16 protein-coding genes are annotated in these 16,157 nt (G+C 40.3%); 14 read left to right on the top strand and 2 right to left on the bottom strand.

Going from position 1 to position 16,157, the window contains the following annotated elements:
- Positions 1-4 precede the first annotated feature (4 nt).
- The 3 genes from MED222_RS17435 to MED222_RS17445 all read left to right on the top strand — a co-directional run bounded on the left by MED222_RS17435 (position 5) and on the right by MED222_RS17445 (position 3,835).
- Positions 5-925: a cache domain-containing protein gene (locus MED222_RS17435; protein WP_009845767.1), complete on the top strand. Its 921-nt coding sequence runs from the start codon at positions 5-7 to the stop codon at positions 923-925.
- Positions 926-1,160: 235 nt separating this feature from the next.
- On the top strand, positions 1,161-1,733 hold the full coding sequence (locus tag MED222_RS17440) for a malate synthase (protein WP_009845766.1): 573 nt from the start codon (positions 1,161-1,163) through the stop codon (positions 1,731-1,733).
- Positions 1,734-2,227: 494 nt separating this feature from the next.
- Complete coding sequence (locus MED222_RS17445; RefSeq protein ID WP_009845765.1) at positions 2,228-3,835, top strand: BCCT family transporter; 1,608 nt, start codon at positions 2,228-2,230, stop codon at positions 3,833-3,835.
- Positions 3,836-4,035: 200 nt separating this feature from the next.
- On the opposite strand, the gene MED222_RS17450 is transcribed toward MED222_RS17445, so the two are convergent.
- Entirely contained in the window at positions 4,036-4,962 is a 927-nt protein-coding gene (locus MED222_RS17450; protein WP_009845764.1) for a M14 family metallopeptidase, read from the bottom strand.
- Positions 4,963-5,137: 175 nt separating this feature from the next.
- Here MED222_RS17450 and MED222_RS17455 point away from each other — a divergent pair, with 175 nt between their 5' ends.
- Complete coding sequence (locus MED222_RS17455; protein ID WP_009845763.1) at positions 5,138-6,043, top strand: DUF808 domain-containing protein; 906 nt, start codon at positions 5,138-5,140, stop codon at positions 6,041-6,043.
- Between the two features lie 113 nt (positions 6,044-6,156).
- On the opposite strand, the gene pyrC is transcribed toward MED222_RS17455, so the two are convergent.
- Positions 6,157-7,185, bottom strand: a complete 1,029-nt coding sequence (pyrC, locus tag MED222_RS17460; RefSeq protein WP_009845762.1) for a dihydroorotase — start codon at positions 7,183-7,185, stop codon at positions 6,157-6,159.
- A gap of 140 nt (positions 7,186-7,325) precedes the next feature.
- On the opposite strand from pyrC, the gene MED222_RS17465 reads away from it, so the two are divergent.
- The 10 genes from MED222_RS17465 to MED222_RS22720 all read left to right on the top strand — a co-directional run bounded on the left by MED222_RS17465 (position 7,326) and on the right by MED222_RS22720 (position 16,068).
- Complete coding sequence (locus tag MED222_RS17465) at positions 7,326-8,951, top strand: recombinase family protein (RefSeq protein ID WP_083784009.1); 1,626 nt, start codon at positions 7,326-7,328, stop codon at positions 8,949-8,951.
- 166 nt (positions 8,952-9,117) lie between these two features.
- Positions 9,118-9,276: a hypothetical protein gene (locus tag MED222_RS22420; protein WP_009845760.1), complete on the top strand. Its 159-nt coding sequence runs from the start codon at positions 9,118-9,120 to the stop codon at positions 9,274-9,276.
- A gap of 226 nt (positions 9,277-9,502) precedes the next feature.
- On the top strand, positions 9,503-10,762 hold the full coding sequence (locus MED222_RS17470) for a hypothetical protein (protein WP_009845758.1): 1,260 nt from the start codon (positions 9,503-9,505) through the stop codon (positions 10,760-10,762).
- Positions 10,763-10,960: 198 nt separating this feature from the next.
- Positions 10,961-11,209, top strand: a complete 249-nt coding sequence (locus tag MED222_RS17475; RefSeq protein ID WP_009845757.1) for a hypothetical protein — start codon at positions 10,961-10,963, stop codon at positions 11,207-11,209.
- A gap of 30 nt (positions 11,210-11,239) precedes the next feature.
- Positions 11,240-11,518: a hypothetical protein gene (locus MED222_RS17480; RefSeq protein ID WP_009845756.1), complete on the top strand. Its 279-nt coding sequence runs from the start codon at positions 11,240-11,242 to the stop codon at positions 11,516-11,518.
- 282 nt (positions 11,519-11,800) lie between these two features.
- Positions 11,801-12,151 carry a P27 family phage terminase small subunit gene (locus MED222_RS17485; RefSeq protein ID WP_009845755.1) on the top strand — a complete coding sequence of 117 codons (351 nt, stop codon included), beginning with the start codon at positions 11,801-11,803 and terminating at the stop codon, positions 12,149-12,151.
- A complete protein-coding gene (locus MED222_RS22275; RefSeq protein WP_009845754.1) occupies positions 12,151-12,327 on the top strand; it encodes a hypothetical protein in 177 nt (58 codons plus the stop codon). The genes MED222_RS17485 and MED222_RS22275 overlap by 1 nt, the downstream gene beginning before the upstream one ends.
- Positions 12,328-12,959: 632 nt before the next feature.
- Positions 12,960-14,195 (top strand): phage major capsid protein, encoded by a 1,236-nt coding sequence (locus MED222_RS17490; RefSeq protein ID WP_032555082.1) that lies wholly within the window; start codon positions 12,960-12,962, stop codon positions 14,193-14,195.
- A 14-nt stretch (positions 14,196-14,209) separates the two neighbouring features.
- Complete coding sequence (locus MED222_RS17495) at positions 14,210-15,115, top strand: phage major capsid protein (protein WP_009845752.1); 906 nt, start codon at positions 14,210-14,212, stop codon at positions 15,113-15,115.
- Positions 15,116-15,939: 824 nt separating this feature from the next.
- Positions 15,940-16,068: a hypothetical protein gene (locus MED222_RS22720; RefSeq protein WP_009845751.1), complete on the top strand. Its 129-nt coding sequence runs from the start codon at positions 15,940-15,942 to the stop codon at positions 16,066-16,068.
- The last annotated feature ends 89 nt before the right edge of the window (positions 16,069-16,157 follow it).

Raw genomic sequence — 16,157 nt, 5'->3', positions numbered from 1 at the left:
CACTATGAATATATCAAGAATTATCCTTATTGGTTGTGCCGTATTTGCAGTGATCAGTGGCATTGGATTGCGTGCTGAACATTCAGAAACAGCGAAAGAAAACGAGCCAGTCAATGTGCTCGATATTTCAGAGCCACATGTGGTCAGTGACGCGGAAAGAAGAGCCAAAACCCTGCTTGCTAAAGCGGTTGTCCATGTACAAAAAGAAGGCGATGAAAGCGTTCAAGACTTTATGAGCGATGCTGAATACATAGATGGTGAGTTGTATGTATTCGCTTTGGGGATTGATGGTCAATTCCTTGCCAGTGGCGGTTCTTCAATGGTGTTGGTGGGCGACAGTGTTTTAGACACTCAGGACGTTTACGGTAATCCATTTTTCCGAGAAATGATCACGAAAGCGGTACACAACGGCTTCGGTGAAGTGAAGTATCACTGGACCAACCCAACTGATCGCATGGGGGAGCCTAAAACCACCTTCTTTGAGCGAGTGGGCGATGTGATCGTGGCGGTGGGTTATTACCCAGAACGTTCAAGTGCTGCTGAGGCAAAGAATCTATTGGCGAGAGCCATGACAGCGATAGTGGAGTCAGAACAAGAGAGCCTGACTGAGTTCAATGACGCTGAGGGTAGCTTTGTTGAAGGAGACTTATATGTGTTTGTGATGGACATGAGCTCTGGAAAGCTGCTTGCACATGGTGTATCCCCTGAGCTTGTTGGACGTTCACACAACGAAATTCTAAGCCCTGACGATAAGCCAATTCTCACTGAGATGTTAAATCTCGCCAAAGAAAATGGCCGTGGTGTTTACACCTATCGATGGCTAAATCCCCTGTCGAGCAAAGTCGAAACCAAGCACACCTACTATCGAGTGATCGACAATAAATTGGTTGGGGTCGGTTATTACACAAAATCAAACAACACGTAAAAGTGTGTCTAATGAGCTCTCAGCCCAATTAGATAAAGGGCTGGGGGCGGAAATTCCGGTTTGTGTAAAAAATCAATTTAGTAAAATTCACACTGTGAAATTTTTGTTGTGAAATTGTTTAAAAAATACAAGTAGTATGAAATACATGGAAGCGACACAGTAAAGAACACATTTGAAAAGGGTCAATCAGGATTTTTGACCTACATGAAATTCAAAGCCGTAAGAGGGAAAGATTATGAATATGCTGACACTAGACAAAACAGAACTTCACAGAAACCATTCAACATTTATTGCTGAAGCTGTCTTTGCCGTAGAAATGGTGAAAGCAGACAAGCAACTCGAAAAACAAAAAATGGCGAAACAGTTGCTTGATACTCTATTCCCTTTAGAGGCGGGTTCACACGAAGATGCAGTGAGCTACGAGATTGATTATCGACATGTTCAGGTTTACTTCAAAAACGGCGAGCACACCGGCTTGAAAAGAGCGAAGCACTTTGTCGCTTATGCGGGTGATAAATCTAAACCATCGTCAATTCTATTTCGAGACGAGAGCGGTACCCATGTTGAAGTGACGATAGGTGCTCGCAAAGGAACTGGTAATTTAGAGTTGGTGAACATCGAAGACATTCAATTAGAGACATGCACCACGTTTGGCCAAACTGAAGCGAACCTCTCTTCTGGTATTCGCCACTGGGTTAGCTTAGTGAAGGGTGATGAAAGCGGCCGACCAAGCGCCTCGAGTGAAGATAAAGAGTTCACTGAAAAGAATGGCGAAGATTACAACCTAGGCTTTTGCTTCGCGATTTAATGTACTGCCTTTGAAATGTGCAGTTCTGTGGCGAGAAGCGTAGCAAGACATAGCACTGACATTTAAATACTGATTTCTCTTTTACCTTTGGTAATTTCCCCGCCCCTATAGCGGGGCTTTTTTATTAGAGCTATAAATAAATCAGGCTATTGTTAATATTATCTGTAGAAAGTTTGCATGAGATTTTACGGTGCGTCATTTTAATTTAACGTGTTGTATTTTAATGTTTTTTTCTGTTTGTTTTATTCTGCTTTTATTGGGTTAACTATCACTATCAATGGTAGTCTGGGTAACTATTGAGCTAAAACTCAGTCAAAATGCTTCGACCTGTGCTATAATGCGCGCCTTGGGATTGAGCCAGTAAGTCCATTTATCACCAACCATTGTGATTTTTATCGCCTCTATTTAGGTGGTGCGGCGAGCCAATCAAGTAGTAATTGGATATGGAGAGCGTCCTTATATTCGTTGATTCGGATATGTGAACATCATAATTTATGAGTTTTAAATCAAAAAAATACAGTATCGATTCTACTGACTATCAAGTTGGTCAAGATAACGTCAGTAAATGGGGCATGGATGTCCACAACACCGTTTTCATAGCCTCAGTAGGCTTATCTCTTCTCTTCATCATCACTCTTCTTGCTCTTCCTCCAGCAGACGCTAAAGCTGCTATTGATTCTATTAAGGGTGCTGTTTTATCAAAGTTTGACTTCCTGTTTATGTGGGGAGCTAACATCATGCTAGCGTTTGCTGTTGTTCTAGCATTTTCACCGTTGGGCAAGATTCGTCTAGGTGGCGAAGATGCGACGGCGGACTATTCGATGTCATCTTGGATTGCGATGTTATTCGCAGCCGGTATGGGTATCGGGCTTATTTTCTGGGGTGTTGCTGAGCCAACCGCGTTCTTCACGAACTGGTTCGGAACACCATTAGATGCGGAACCTTTTACAGAAGCAGGCCGTGAACTGGCACTTGGTGCAACCGTATTCCACTGGGGCTTTCATGCATGGGCTATCTATGGCATGACGGCGCTTTGTCTAGCGTACTTTGTTTACAACAAAGGCTTACCGCTATCAATGCGTTCTGTGTTTTACCCAATACTGGGTGAACGAGTTTGGGGTAAAACAGGTGATGTGATCGACGTACTAACGGTACTGGTTACTCTGTTTGGCCTTGCGACTTCATTGGGCCTAGGTGGTACGCAAGCAGCAAGTGGTATTAGCCACGTGTTTGGCTTGGAAAACAACATCTACCTTCAGCAATCTATTATCGTTTTGATTATGGGTTTGGCGATCATCTCTGTTATGCGTGGCATGGACGGTGGTGTTAAGTTCCTAAGTAACCTGAACATGGTTATAGCGTTCGTATTCCTTGGTCTTATCGCTGTATTGAACTTTACGACAGTGCTTGATTCTGTGGCGACTGCGGCAACGGGCTATGTGAAAAACATCGTAGCTTTGAGCCAAAGTGCGGGTCGTGAAGACACAACATGGCTGCATGGTTGGACTGTGTTCTACTGGGCATGGTGGGTTGCGTATGCACCATTCTTCGGTATGTTCGTAGCGCGCATTTCTAAGGGCCGTACGGTTCGTGAGTTCCTACTTTGCGTACTGATTATCCCAACATTGGTAACGTCGGCTTGGATGTCGATCTTCGGTGGCGTGGCTATCGAGCAAGTAATTAACCATGTGGGACAACTTGGCCTCGACCAAGGCATTACAGACGTATCTCTAAGCTTGTTCTACATGCTAGATGCTTACTCGTTCGGTAGCATTCTGTCAGTTCTCGCAGTCGCACTGATCATTGTGTTCTTCGTTACAACGCTAGACTCAGGCTCTATCGTTATCGATGGCATGACAGCGGGTGGTAAGCTTGAAGTTCCTGTTAAACAGAAAGTGGTTTGGGCGGTTATCTCAGGTGCTATCGCAATGGTAATGCTGTGGATTGGTGGTACTCAATCTATCCAAGCTCTGCAATCGATCACGATCATTGCTGCACTGCCGTTTACGATCATTCTTCTGATTGGCTGTTTTAGCTTGTTGAAAGGTCTACTGACTGAAGTAGATAAAGGACAAGAAAACGTTAGTGAAACCGCTAAATAAAGTAATCGAGTATGGGGAGTATATAGTTCGCTAATTACTCCTTATTCAGCGTTATTTCAAAGCTCTCTTGTGCTGTGTGCAAGGGAGCTTTTTTATGCCCAAGAAGAAATCAAAGGTAAGAGAAAAGACAAAAAAAGAGCCACAAGCGGATTGTCACTTGTGGCTCTTTTTAGTTTTAGGGAGCAGCTTTAGCTAATAGCTTACGCGTTCAATTCATGTTGAATTACGTAATCCAAAGCACCGACTACAGCAGCAACTTGAGCGTCATTACACTCTTCGTCAGTCACTTTGTCGCTGTCTGGGTAAACCTCTGTGGTTGTTCCGTACTTACAGTCGGTCACGCCGCCACATAGGCCAAGCTTCTTCATTGGGTAGTTGATCACACCGTGTTGAGTGACGTCTGAACCAATGATCTTGCCTTCGTCATCCGCAGGCGCAATGTGCGTTACTTTTTCTACTGAAGCAATTACTGCCGCTTGGAATTCTGGTTGCGGATTTTCTGTATCGCCAACCGTGTAGAAACCATCTGGGATCATACCTTCGATGTACTCAATGCCATCACGAGCAGCAAGTGCTGGGCGGAATTCAGTTTCATCAGAGTCTGTCGTCTCATGCAGGTCAACGTGAACCAATACTTCTGGCAAAGAGGCCACTAAAGCTCGTAGGTTTGCTGATTCTTCTGCTGGCGTATCGTCATAGAAAGAACGGTTTGGATCAACAGCATTTGGGTTCCAGCGGTTGATCACTTCGTAACCCCAAGGGCTTACACAAGGTGCTACTACAATGTTGAAGTGCGCTGCGTATTTCTCTGCTTGGGTCGCTGCAAATTTGATAGCGCCATGCACACCACTGGTTTCGTAACCGTGAACGCCACCTGTAACGAGAATGGTCGGCTTTGACTCGTCCCTGTTTTTGCTCTTAATTGCGAAAAGTGGGAAGCGAGCTTCGTCGTAGCTCAGTGCGCCGTATTGTTCGATGTCAAAACGGTCTGCAAGTGCTTTAATCTTTGGCACAACTTCTTGTTGGTATTCACGCTTAACCGTTCTTTGAGCTAACCATGCTTCACGTTCTGCTTGTTGCCATTTTTGTCCTGGCTTACCAATTGGGTAGGTAGATTCACTTTTCATCTATACTTTTTCTTTTATGTTCGTGAAAGATTAAGACAGATTATTCCTGTCTAACAGAGACAGCAATAGAAAACACAACTTGTGACTTTATTTTTTACAGACTCATAACTTTGATGAGTGAATTGATGATGTTACATTTCATCGATGGTTCAATCTTTTATAAAGAGACAATAAAATGGCTGGAGCAAGTTTATTAACACTGCTAGATGACATTGCAACCGTGTTGGATGATGTCGCACTGATGTCTAAGGTGGCAGCTAAAAAAACCGCAGGCGTATTGGGTGACGATTTAGCCCTTAACGCTCAGCAGGTATCCGGTGTTTCTGCTGAAAGAGAAATTCCAGTGGTATGGGCGGTCGCAAAAGGCTCATTTAAAAATAAGCTGATTTTGGTTCCGGCGGCATTATTGATCAGTGCGTTCATCCCTTGGTTGATCATGCCACTACTCGTGATTGGTGGCCTGTTTCTTTGTTTTGAAGGGGCGGAGAAAATCTTAGAGAAGCTCTTTCCTCATACTCATCAACATGACGAGAAGGAAGAGGATACGAGTACTGGCGAATCCATAGAGGAACATGAGAAGAGAAAGGTCTCAGGCGCGATTCGTACCGACTTCATATTATCTGCGGAAATCATTGTGATTGCGCTAGGTACCGTAACGGGTACAAGTATCCTTACTCAGATTCTTGTCGTGAGTTTGATAGCCGTTGTGATGACGATTGGTGTTTATGGCTTAGTGGCAGGGATCGTTAAGTTGGATGATTTAGGTTTCTATCTCCAGCGCACGTCGAATGGCAGTACCATTAAAACCCGTTTGGGTGATGGGTTAGTCGCCTTTGCACCAAAGCTGATGAAGATGCTTGCTGTGGTCGGTACGGCTGCGATGTTCTTGGTTGGTGGCGGTATTGTGGTGCACAACGTCCCTGCGATTCATCATTTAATTGAACCGATTATTATGGATTTTAGTGGACATACGATTGCGACAGCGGTGGTACCGACGTTATTAAACGGTGTGATTGGGATTTTAGCTGGCTTGATTGTCGTTGCTGTTTGGACTGCGATTGGAAAAATGCGCGGTAAGTAATCGTTCATTATTTATTATAATAAGACAGTCTTTCATCGAAAAAAAAGGTCACCATAATTATTATGGTGACCCTTTTCGTTAAATGGAGGGCGTTTATTTAACAGCCCAAGCGCTTATTTTACAGACCAAGCAATCGTCTCGCCGCCACGGATTGGCACAACAATGTCTGAACCGAAAGGCATGGTTTCAGCAACATTCCATTCTTCTTTAACAAGAGTGATGGTGTCTGCATTACGTGGCATGCCGTAGAAATCCGGACCATTGTGGCTCGCGAACGCTTCTAGGTTCTCTATCTTGCCTTCTAAATCGAACACTTCAGCGTACAGTTCAACTGCAGCGTGCGCTGTGTAAGAACCTGCACAACCACATGCTGACTCTTTAGCACCTTTAGCGTGTGGCGCAGAATCGGTACCCAAGAAGAACTTCTTGCTACCGCTTGTTGCCGCTTCGATAAGTGCTAACTGGTGTGTGTTACGCTTAAGGATAGGTAGGCAGTAGAAATGTGGCTTAATGCCGCCAACCAGCATGTGGTTGCGGTTGTAAAGCAAGTGGTGAGCTGTGATGGTTGCCGCTACGTTCTCGTTAGCGTTCTTAACGAAAGTCGCTGCATCTGCCGTCGTGATGTGCTCTAGAACGATTTTCAGGTTAGGGAAGTCATTAACAATCGGCGCTAGAACTGTGTCTAGGAACTCTTTTTCACGGTCGAAGATATCAACATCGTGAGCCGTTACTTCACCGTGTACAAGCAGCAACATACCCACTTCTTGCATCGCTTCTAACACGTGGTAAATCTTTTGAGCTGAAGTTACGCCTGAATCCGAGTTTGTCGTCGCGCCAGCAGGGTATAGCTTCGCCGCTACAACAGCGCCAGATTCTTTCGCTTTGCGAATTTCGTCAGGTGTTGTGTTGTCTGTTAGGTAAAGTGCCATTAGAGGCTGGAACTGTTCACTTGGCTGCTCTGCCATGATGCGTTCACGGTAAGCTAGAGCCATTTCGGTATCGGTTACCGGTGGGATGGTGTTTGGCATGATTAACGCTCGACCATTGTAGCGGCTGATATCGCGGACTGTATCTTTTAATACTTCGCCATCGCGTAGATGAACGTGCCAGTCGTCAGGACGAGTAATCGTAAGTTGTGTCATTGTGAAGCAAACCTCCCAGAGTTAGAGCCAAATAATAGAGAGGGTTTAGTTGATGAAAACCCGCTCGCAACAGCCGATTTACCCCCCCTAGAAGCGTATAAATGTTATGATACAGCAAACGATTACAATGAGGTAGAACCGTGTCCGATTTACTTGGAAGAGAGGCTATACCGTACGCAAGATTCAGTTCAGATAAACAGTCTGATGGGGCTAGTTTAGACAGACAACAAGATGTCTTTGAGAGGTTTATAAAATCAACAGGTGCAACGCCTAGAAAAGACCTTTCGATGGATGATCAAGGTAAGTCTGCATTCAAGGGCGAACACGTTCTAGAAGAAAGTGCCCTAGGTGGTTTCTTACATAAACTAGAAAAGAAATTGTTAGTATTTGCTAATGATAAAATTCTACCCCTGTTGGTTGTTGAAGAGATAGACCGACTAACAAGATTAGAACCAGATGATGGACAAGAACTACTATTACGATTGATGCGCTATGTGGATATTTGTGTAGTTGAACCGTCAGGCTGTAATTATCAGTTATTCAGTAGGAAAGGTAACGGGTCTGATATTGGTTCGAATATTTTACTGTTACTAAAAATCTATGGTGCTCACGACTACAGCAAGAAGTTATCTAAACGTGTTCGTGATGCTCAAGACAGATCGACCTTAGCCGCTATCAATCATGGTAAAGCACTAGATTTTGGTAAGTGTCCTTACTGGTTAACTAAAATCCCTGATGGTGGATATGAACTATCAGACAAGTGGGCTAGTGTAATTAGAAAGACATTTGAATTTCTAATCAAGGGACTCACACCGACACAAGTAGCCAACAGGTTAAACGAACTGAAAATACCGACCGCAAGCCGTGAACGTAGTGATGGTGGTAAAGGCGAATCTCTAGAAAGTAGTGCTAAGTGGACGTTAAGCAAAGTTAACACTTTAATGGTTAACAGGCGTGTAATTGGTTGGATTAAATTAAAGAATCACGATACTGAAATTAATCTTTATCCCGCAGTGGTAGACGATGCTACTTTTCATAAGGCAGTCGAATTAGCAGGTAAAAGAAAGATAACCACTAAAAACAGATTAGGTACTATCAAATCTCTATTCGCGGGATTCTCTTACTGTTATATGTGTGGTGAACGAATGCACACTGACAGACGAAAAAGACCTAGCGGTTTTATTGATGTTCGTATGAAGTGTTCAAGCAGAAATAAAGCAACATCAAAAGAACGTGATTGTGATTGTGGATATACAAACCACGAATTCGAAAGTGCTTTCTTAGGTATGATCGTTGATAGAATTCAAGTTCAAGACTTACTACAAAACCAATCAAGTAATGAAGAACAATCTATACGTTCTCAGTTATCTGTAGTTGAAAGTGAACTATCAGAAATGCATGGAATGGTAAGTGAGTACGATGATATCTCCATCTTTAAAGGAATAGCACAGAGGAATAAAAGAAAAAAAGAACTAGAAGAAAAGTTGTTATCTATCAACAACTTTAGTGATTCAGTGATTAAATCTAACTATAACAAAATTGTTGAGATGTCCTATTCAGCACTTGATGTAGAAAAGGAAGATTTAAGGGCTGAATTACACACTCTAATTAATGGTATCGTTTCACGTGTGGAACTATATAAGCGTGATAAAACTAATATAATTATAGTTAATTTCAAGAATGGGCTAAGAAGACAAATTATAAAGAATAAAAACACTTCTAATGAATGGAAGTTCATTGAACTGACACCCGCTTTAGAAAAATAGCATACACATAATACTAGTACAATAATTAGGGGCTAATACCCCTTGTTTTTTGACTTGATACCGTATTTTGTATTATAACTTAGATATAACAAAATAAGTGAGTCATAATATAAATACAGATACAGGTAAAATTATAAATACAACTACAAACTAAAGAGGAATCAAAATGCTAAAAAAGAAAACAGCAGGTAGACCACCAGTACATAGAGATAAAATCAAAGACGTTCAAGATGCTATTGATCAGGGTTATACAGTACGTTCCATTATGGAACACTTTAAAATATCTCAAACAGTTTATTACAAAATCAAAGAGGGGACATACTAATGATTACAGCCGATGAATTTTGGAAACTAAGCAAAGAAGAACAGCAGAAATTAATCGACAAGCAGCGTAAATAAAAAACGACACACTATATGATAATACATTAAAAAGTATTATGTGTGCTTAAAAAGACCAAATAGAAGAAATAGAGGTAATACGTAGTATTGCTGATATTTCGATATTTGTGAACACAAGCCTTTAGGGTTGTTGTTCTCAATAAGGAATTAAAATGATTAAAGAGATAATTAGTTGTTATCTACAACAGAGCGGGTTATTAGAGATAAGCCAACACCTGTCCCCGCGATTGGAAAAACGACACCTGACCGCGTGGAAGCGAAACAAACAAAAGGTATTCGCTGATATTATCGCGGCTTGTATTTGTGGCGAATTAAAGCACCCTCAAAAGAAGGGGTATTCAATAGGCAGAGACACCAAGTTAATGATGAAGCGAACACAGACAGACAGCGGAAACCTGTTATCTTTCGACTTCTATAACGGATTGCTATCACAGCCGCTTATTAGAACGCACGAAGGGTTACATGGTGTATATTGCGCGGCTTATGATTTTAGTGATTGGTTCACGCGTGATCTAGACAAGCACTTTCAATTCAATAGAAGTTATTCATTTACAGATGTACTTCAAGTAATACCACCGGAAACGTACGACGACAAAACAAGTGTTGAACCTAGTAAAGAGGGAATAGAAGAGGCACTACAATTGAACACGTTTAATATTCGTGAAAAGTTGTATATGTGGGCTATTGGCGAGGCATCACAGAAGCAATCAGGAACATTAACACAATACTATAACAAAGCGAGTTCAGGAAGATTATACACGAAAGGTGTATACGGCTTACAATCACTAACAAAGGATATGCGACAGCAAGTATTAAAGGGATACACTTGTTTTGATATGAACGCAGCCGCTTACAGCATCCTTATAGGGCTATGTAAGAACCCAGACAAGTATCCTACAATTAAAGCGTACACAGAAGACCGCACCACACACAGAAAGCAGATAGCAAACGATACAGGCGCAACGGTTGACCACGTAAAGGAATGCATTACAGCACTTGGCTTTGGTTCTTCTATTACAGTTTCAAAGATCCAGAAATACAATACTAAAGTAAACGTTCCAAATGACCTAATAAAGAAGATAAAAGCGCACAAGTTCACAGTCGCTTTTATTAAAGAATTAGGTAAGTTACGAACGGAAATCACAGACAAGTTCGAACTAGATGAACATCAGAAAACCACACTTCAAGAATATAAACAGAAACACGGACACTACAGAGGCAAGTATACAGCGTGGTTTTATCAAGGGTACGAAGTACAAGCACTAAAAGCAATGCAAAGTATTCTAGATGAGAAGCAAGATTGTTTACTATTACACGATGGGTTATACACCAAGGAACAGAAAAACCCTGTTGATTTTGAACAGGCAATTCAAAAACAAACAGGGCTTAACATTGGAATAGATTTAGATTAGCACATCTTTTATTCTAATTGTATTTAGTGTAATAAAAGTGAACCACTAGAACGAAAAAACCCCGCTTAATTAAAAGCAGGGCGAAAAGGAATCAATACAAGTGATCCAAAAATGCATTGATACATGTATTTATTCAAAGGGGAATTATGAGAAATCAGAAACAAAGCAAGCGTTTATATTTCAGACTGAGGAAAGCGAATGCAGGAAATAGTAATATACCTGAACAGTTCAGAAGTGTTTAAAACAGCACCAGACGTAAAAACTAATAGACTTAAAGAGAACGAAAGAGATTATCTATTAGGTGTTCTTATTAAGATGAGAGAATCAAAAAAGAAGAACAACGTATTTTATAGCGACTTTATTATTCAATTCCCCGATGGAACACGTATCAAGTACAACAAAGGCGAAAAGGGATATACATCATTCAAGGCGGTAACTAATAACTAATAACTAACTAATAACCACAAAGGAGAAACAATGATAAAGGACAAAGCGGGATTCTATCCAGTACCTACTATTAAGGCATGTATTGAAAGTGCCAATACACAATCAGACCTAGATACATGGGGAAAGGAATTAAAACGAACTCAATCAAGACTAGCAGAGTTAGACAATAGCCTAGACGAAATCAACAGCACATCACTAAGTGAGAATCTACGAGCAAAGGCTATCAAGGAACTACTGATCTCTATATCTTACCTATGTTCAGGACAGACACCTGATGCTAATGGCGTACTACACGCACCCCGCAAATAACACCCACCTATATAAGCAAGCACCAATATGCATAAGAATACAATGATTGTATTCTGTATTCACTAATAGCGCATACATGGCACACACCCTGATAAAATAACACACGCACGTAAGTAATTGTTTTTTAATCGTGTTTTTCTTGTGGGGGGGGGTATTAATAAGAACCATTCGCATTGGGGTGAGTGCCCCGTGAAAGTTGTTTACACGACAACAACACTCTGAAATCTGAGGATTTATTTTTAGATTATGCAGATTAACTGCATATATATTCAAGGAAGAACAATGGAACATAAAATACCTAGCACACTGACAACCAAAGGCAAACGAATTTACAAGCAGTTATACAACGACCTATTAGAACCAGACTATATTGATGTGGAATGTATTACCCTGATCGCCTCGCTTAAATGTCAAGTTCAAGAATTCGAGAAAGAGATACAAAAAGATGGTGTAGTAATAATGAAAAAGGACACGCACAATAATACAGTTCCAAAGGCAAACCCTTTATTAGTTCACTTGCAGAAAACGCAAGCGACACTTTCACAGCAGTTGAACAAATTAAAGGATATACAATTAAAGAAAGAGAAAATGATATTTGATAGATTAGTCAGCGGTGAGATGGGGGAACAATAATGACCAAGTTAGAAAAACTACAGGAACAAGCAAAGAAAGAGGCACAAGCACGAAAGGATAAAGGAAAGGACAAGGTAACAGCGGATTACAAACGTATTCAGAATTATATTAGAAAGTTCTGTAAAGATGATTTTAATTATCCTGAACTGTGCAAAGCGTACGACCTAGAACCATAAAAAAACCCCTGCTAGAAATAATCTAACAGGGGTTTAAATCGTCATGGAGAGAACGATTTTTAAAGAATAACTCAATTGAAAATGATTAGAAAACAATTAAGTAATGGACAAATAATGATTGAAGAAAACAGCATCCCACTGTTTAAGCACTTCAGAAATATAGAGAAGACCAATAATCTATACTAATTCACTTTTTACATGTCGTATCTTGGTTTATCTTTCAAAATAGTTTACCTCTAGCGGAGGTATAAAATTGTATACCTTTGAACACCGAAACGGTTAATTCATTGGTAATAACGACACAATCAATATTGATAACTGCTAACTCTAGGGCTAACCCTTTATTAAATTATTAAATTATTAATTTCTTAAATATGTAGCAAACGCTACGTGTGTTTAATTGATTATTAATTAAAGTTAGAAGAAAACAATGCGAGAAAAAGTATTATTAATATTTTTTGTATTCATAATATATTTTCCTTTTTGTTGTGTGTTACGTAGAACAAAAAGAATAACTTCCCTCTGAACTACACATGTATTTATCAATCCTGAAAATAGTACTTTAAATTATTCAATAAATACTCTGAACGCAAAGAATTTTCTTTGCAATTGATTAATATTTCGGAGTACGAATGAATAAAAACATAAAAGACGTATGCTCAATTGAGGGCGTAAAGCAGGTGTTAGAAATGCACCGCAAAAAGATTGTTTCACAAGAACAAGAGATTCAAGAACAACAAGAAAAATTGTCACAACTTGCTGATGATAATTCTAAAGCGAAAGCAAACACTAGCCGTATTAAAGGTGAGTTCAAACAGAAAGTAGAAAAAGATTCTATTAAGAACGCACTGCTAAAAGGCAACAAAGGTCAATCTCTTGGTGACTATTCATCAAAGGCATTTGCAACACCAGACGCGGGTGACGTGATCGAGGCTACAATCTCACGTGAATTGTCAGAACTAGCAATCAAGAACCAAATTGTTTTGCAAAAAGTTCGCTCTGGAGTACTACCAGACGGATCGGCTTACACTTTACCTAAGATTAAAAACCGCCCTAACATTCTAGAAGCACTAGAAAACGTTAACGCTGACGTTATCAATTTTACAGATACTCAGTCTTACGTAGAGACTTCAGCGAACTTTAGTAAGTCTATGTCTTTCCCGTCTTTCACACACGAAGCACTGCTTGACTCAGTTCGTGATGTAGAGGGCGATTGTTTACGCCTTATCTCTGAAGAACGTGGTTTTCACTTTATCTCACAATTGCTATTCGGTGACGGTACAGATAACAACCTACGAGGTCTATTAACTTCACGTATCGATTCTGCTAACACTTACACGGAAGCACTAAAAGAAGACGACCTACGCGATCAAGAATTCCTGAAAGTAATCAAAACAGGTGTAGCGGGTGAACTTGGTTCAGACGAGACAGCAATCCTTGATCTGCTAGTTGACGTTCAACAAGATATTAACTTTGAATACCAACAGAATGCAGTTTGGTATGTTTCAAAGAAAGTTCTTAAAACACTTCGCAAAATGAAAGTATCAACAGACGGCACCGATCAACGCCCACTGATCACGATGGACTTTGGATCGTTTGACGGCTCAGGTAACACAGAAATGATGCTACTTGGTAAGCCTGTTATCGTTGTCGATCAACTAGACGAACTAGTAGGCACAGGAAACGAAGTTGCTATGTTCTACGGTGATCTTGAAAAGACAATTGAATTTGGTTTGATCACAGGTTCTGAGCACCTGATCGTTGACGAAGTAACAGCAAAAGGTGTTCGTGGTTTGTACGCTGATGTTCGTTTCTTCTCTATGCTTCACGAGAACGACGCGGTACGTGTTGTAGTGGCGGCAGTATAAGGGAGGGTTTAAGTATGACAATTCTCCGTAAAGCACTGCAATCACAAACTGAGTTAACACAAGAAAACCTAGTTGATAAGTACACCGCTAAAGCAGTAGAAAACGAAGTAATTCTATCCTCTGTTGGTATGAAACCTGCTAAAAGTTCTAAGCATAAGATTCCAGTTCTAAAAGAATACGTAAGTGTTCAGAATGGTGCGCAGGGTGTTAACCCTGTACCGTCTTCTAAAAGTGTTTGGGTTTCGCAAGAACCAACATTTAAGAAAGTGGAATCACTAGTTGAACTGACTCACGATGTTCTAAAAGACGCAAAGATTGATCTAATCAATTCGACTTTTGAACAGGTCGGCAAAATGACAGCGATCAAGATTTCACAGAACCTAGTTAACGATGCTGATTTCGGTATCGCTAGTTACTGTATTGATCGTGCTAATTCCTTTGCTAAAGGTCTAGTTCCAGACGCAACACGTGACGATGATATTTTCAGTGTTTCTAAGTCAGGTGTTAGCGGTTCATGGGGTACAGATACAACTGCTAAGGTTCAATTCCTTGGTTCTCTGATTGCCTCAGTTCCTAGCCGTTACCACGCGAGTGATGATTTTGCTATCTATATGAACCGCGCTACATGGTTCGATGAATTCAATTTCGTTGAAGACGTAACCGGAAACGTTATTAACTATAACGTAACTCCTCAAACGTGGATGGGCTATAAAGTTGTTCTAGTCGATCAACTTCCAATCGATGCAATTCTAGTTGGTTCTATGTCTAACGCTTACCGCTTTGTTCCTCTTGAGGGTTCTACTGTATCTAACGATAACGATGTAAACATAAAGGGTATTACTCAACTTTATTCATCAATCCGTTATTCAGGAACACCACTGGACAACACCGCATTACGTGTAGGTGTTCAAGCGGTTTAACTTACTGTTTTTTTTTAATTTAAGACTGCCCTATGGCGGTCTTTTTTTTGCCTCAATAAAGGTCTGTAATGATTAAGGAGGCATCTCATCTCTATTTTTAAGCGATTTTTAATTTAACTGATATGTTAAGAGTGAACCGTTTGTTCCAGTTGATTCAAATCAATACATAAAGTTACTGAATCTTTTTAAATGAAAGGCGAAAAGAGTGTTGGAGAACATTTAAGCGCACTATGTGGTGGTCTTCGTTTACTTTAGGTCTATATATTGTGTTTGCTTGTTTTTTTGTAAAGGGGGTGTTCATCAACGATCACGCATGGTTTTGCGTATTTTTTGTGATGGCAGTCTCATTTTTGGGATTAATTAGATGAAAAGTTTCTCTGTTTTAAATCGGTAAAAATTGACTAGGAAATGAGACTTTAAACTTTGTGTGATGGCTGTCAAATAATTGGCTCTAGGATTACCTGAAAAGTTTACAGTGTGAGGCGGCTGAGTATAATCCGCGTCCCTCATGATTAGCCCCTAAATAAGCACCATCCGACACTAGTTTGTATGAAAATACTAAGTCTTGTAAAATTGAGTTCAAATCGTAAGTGGTTGAATACTAGGATAATAGGAGGTTGTATGAAGATATTGAAGAAATGAAATTAGCCTACACGAGGTAGGCTAATTTACCTGTACCATTCACGTTTACGCAAAGTTAAAAGTCTTCTCCTACAAAGAATTTAAACTTTTTGGCTACGATTATGATAACTAGTTGCAAGTCGAATCATATCAAAGTCTACGCGAAAAACAATGTGCCAAATATACACAAAGGAACGCTATTTATGTTTCATAAACTCACTGGCTTGTTGGATTTCATAGAGTCCGTATTGACAGTTATTAACTTCTTAGTTGCGGATGACTTTCAGTTACCAACTGCAATTATGGAATTCTTGACTAAAGTTGTATCTTAGATTTGAAGTAGACAGCCCTTAACGGGCTGTTTTTTTTATAACAAATATAATTACTTATTAAGTCGCTTCCTCTTGGTTCTTTCTTGGGT

The organism is Vibrio sp. MED222, assembly GCF_000153005.1.
Taxonomy (GTDB): Bacteria; Pseudomonadota; Gammaproteobacteria; order Enterobacterales; family Vibrionaceae; genus Vibrio; species Vibrio tasmaniensis_A.
Note: the sequence above shows the minus strand (reverse complement) of the source record. Positions and strands in the feature narration are given on the sequence as shown.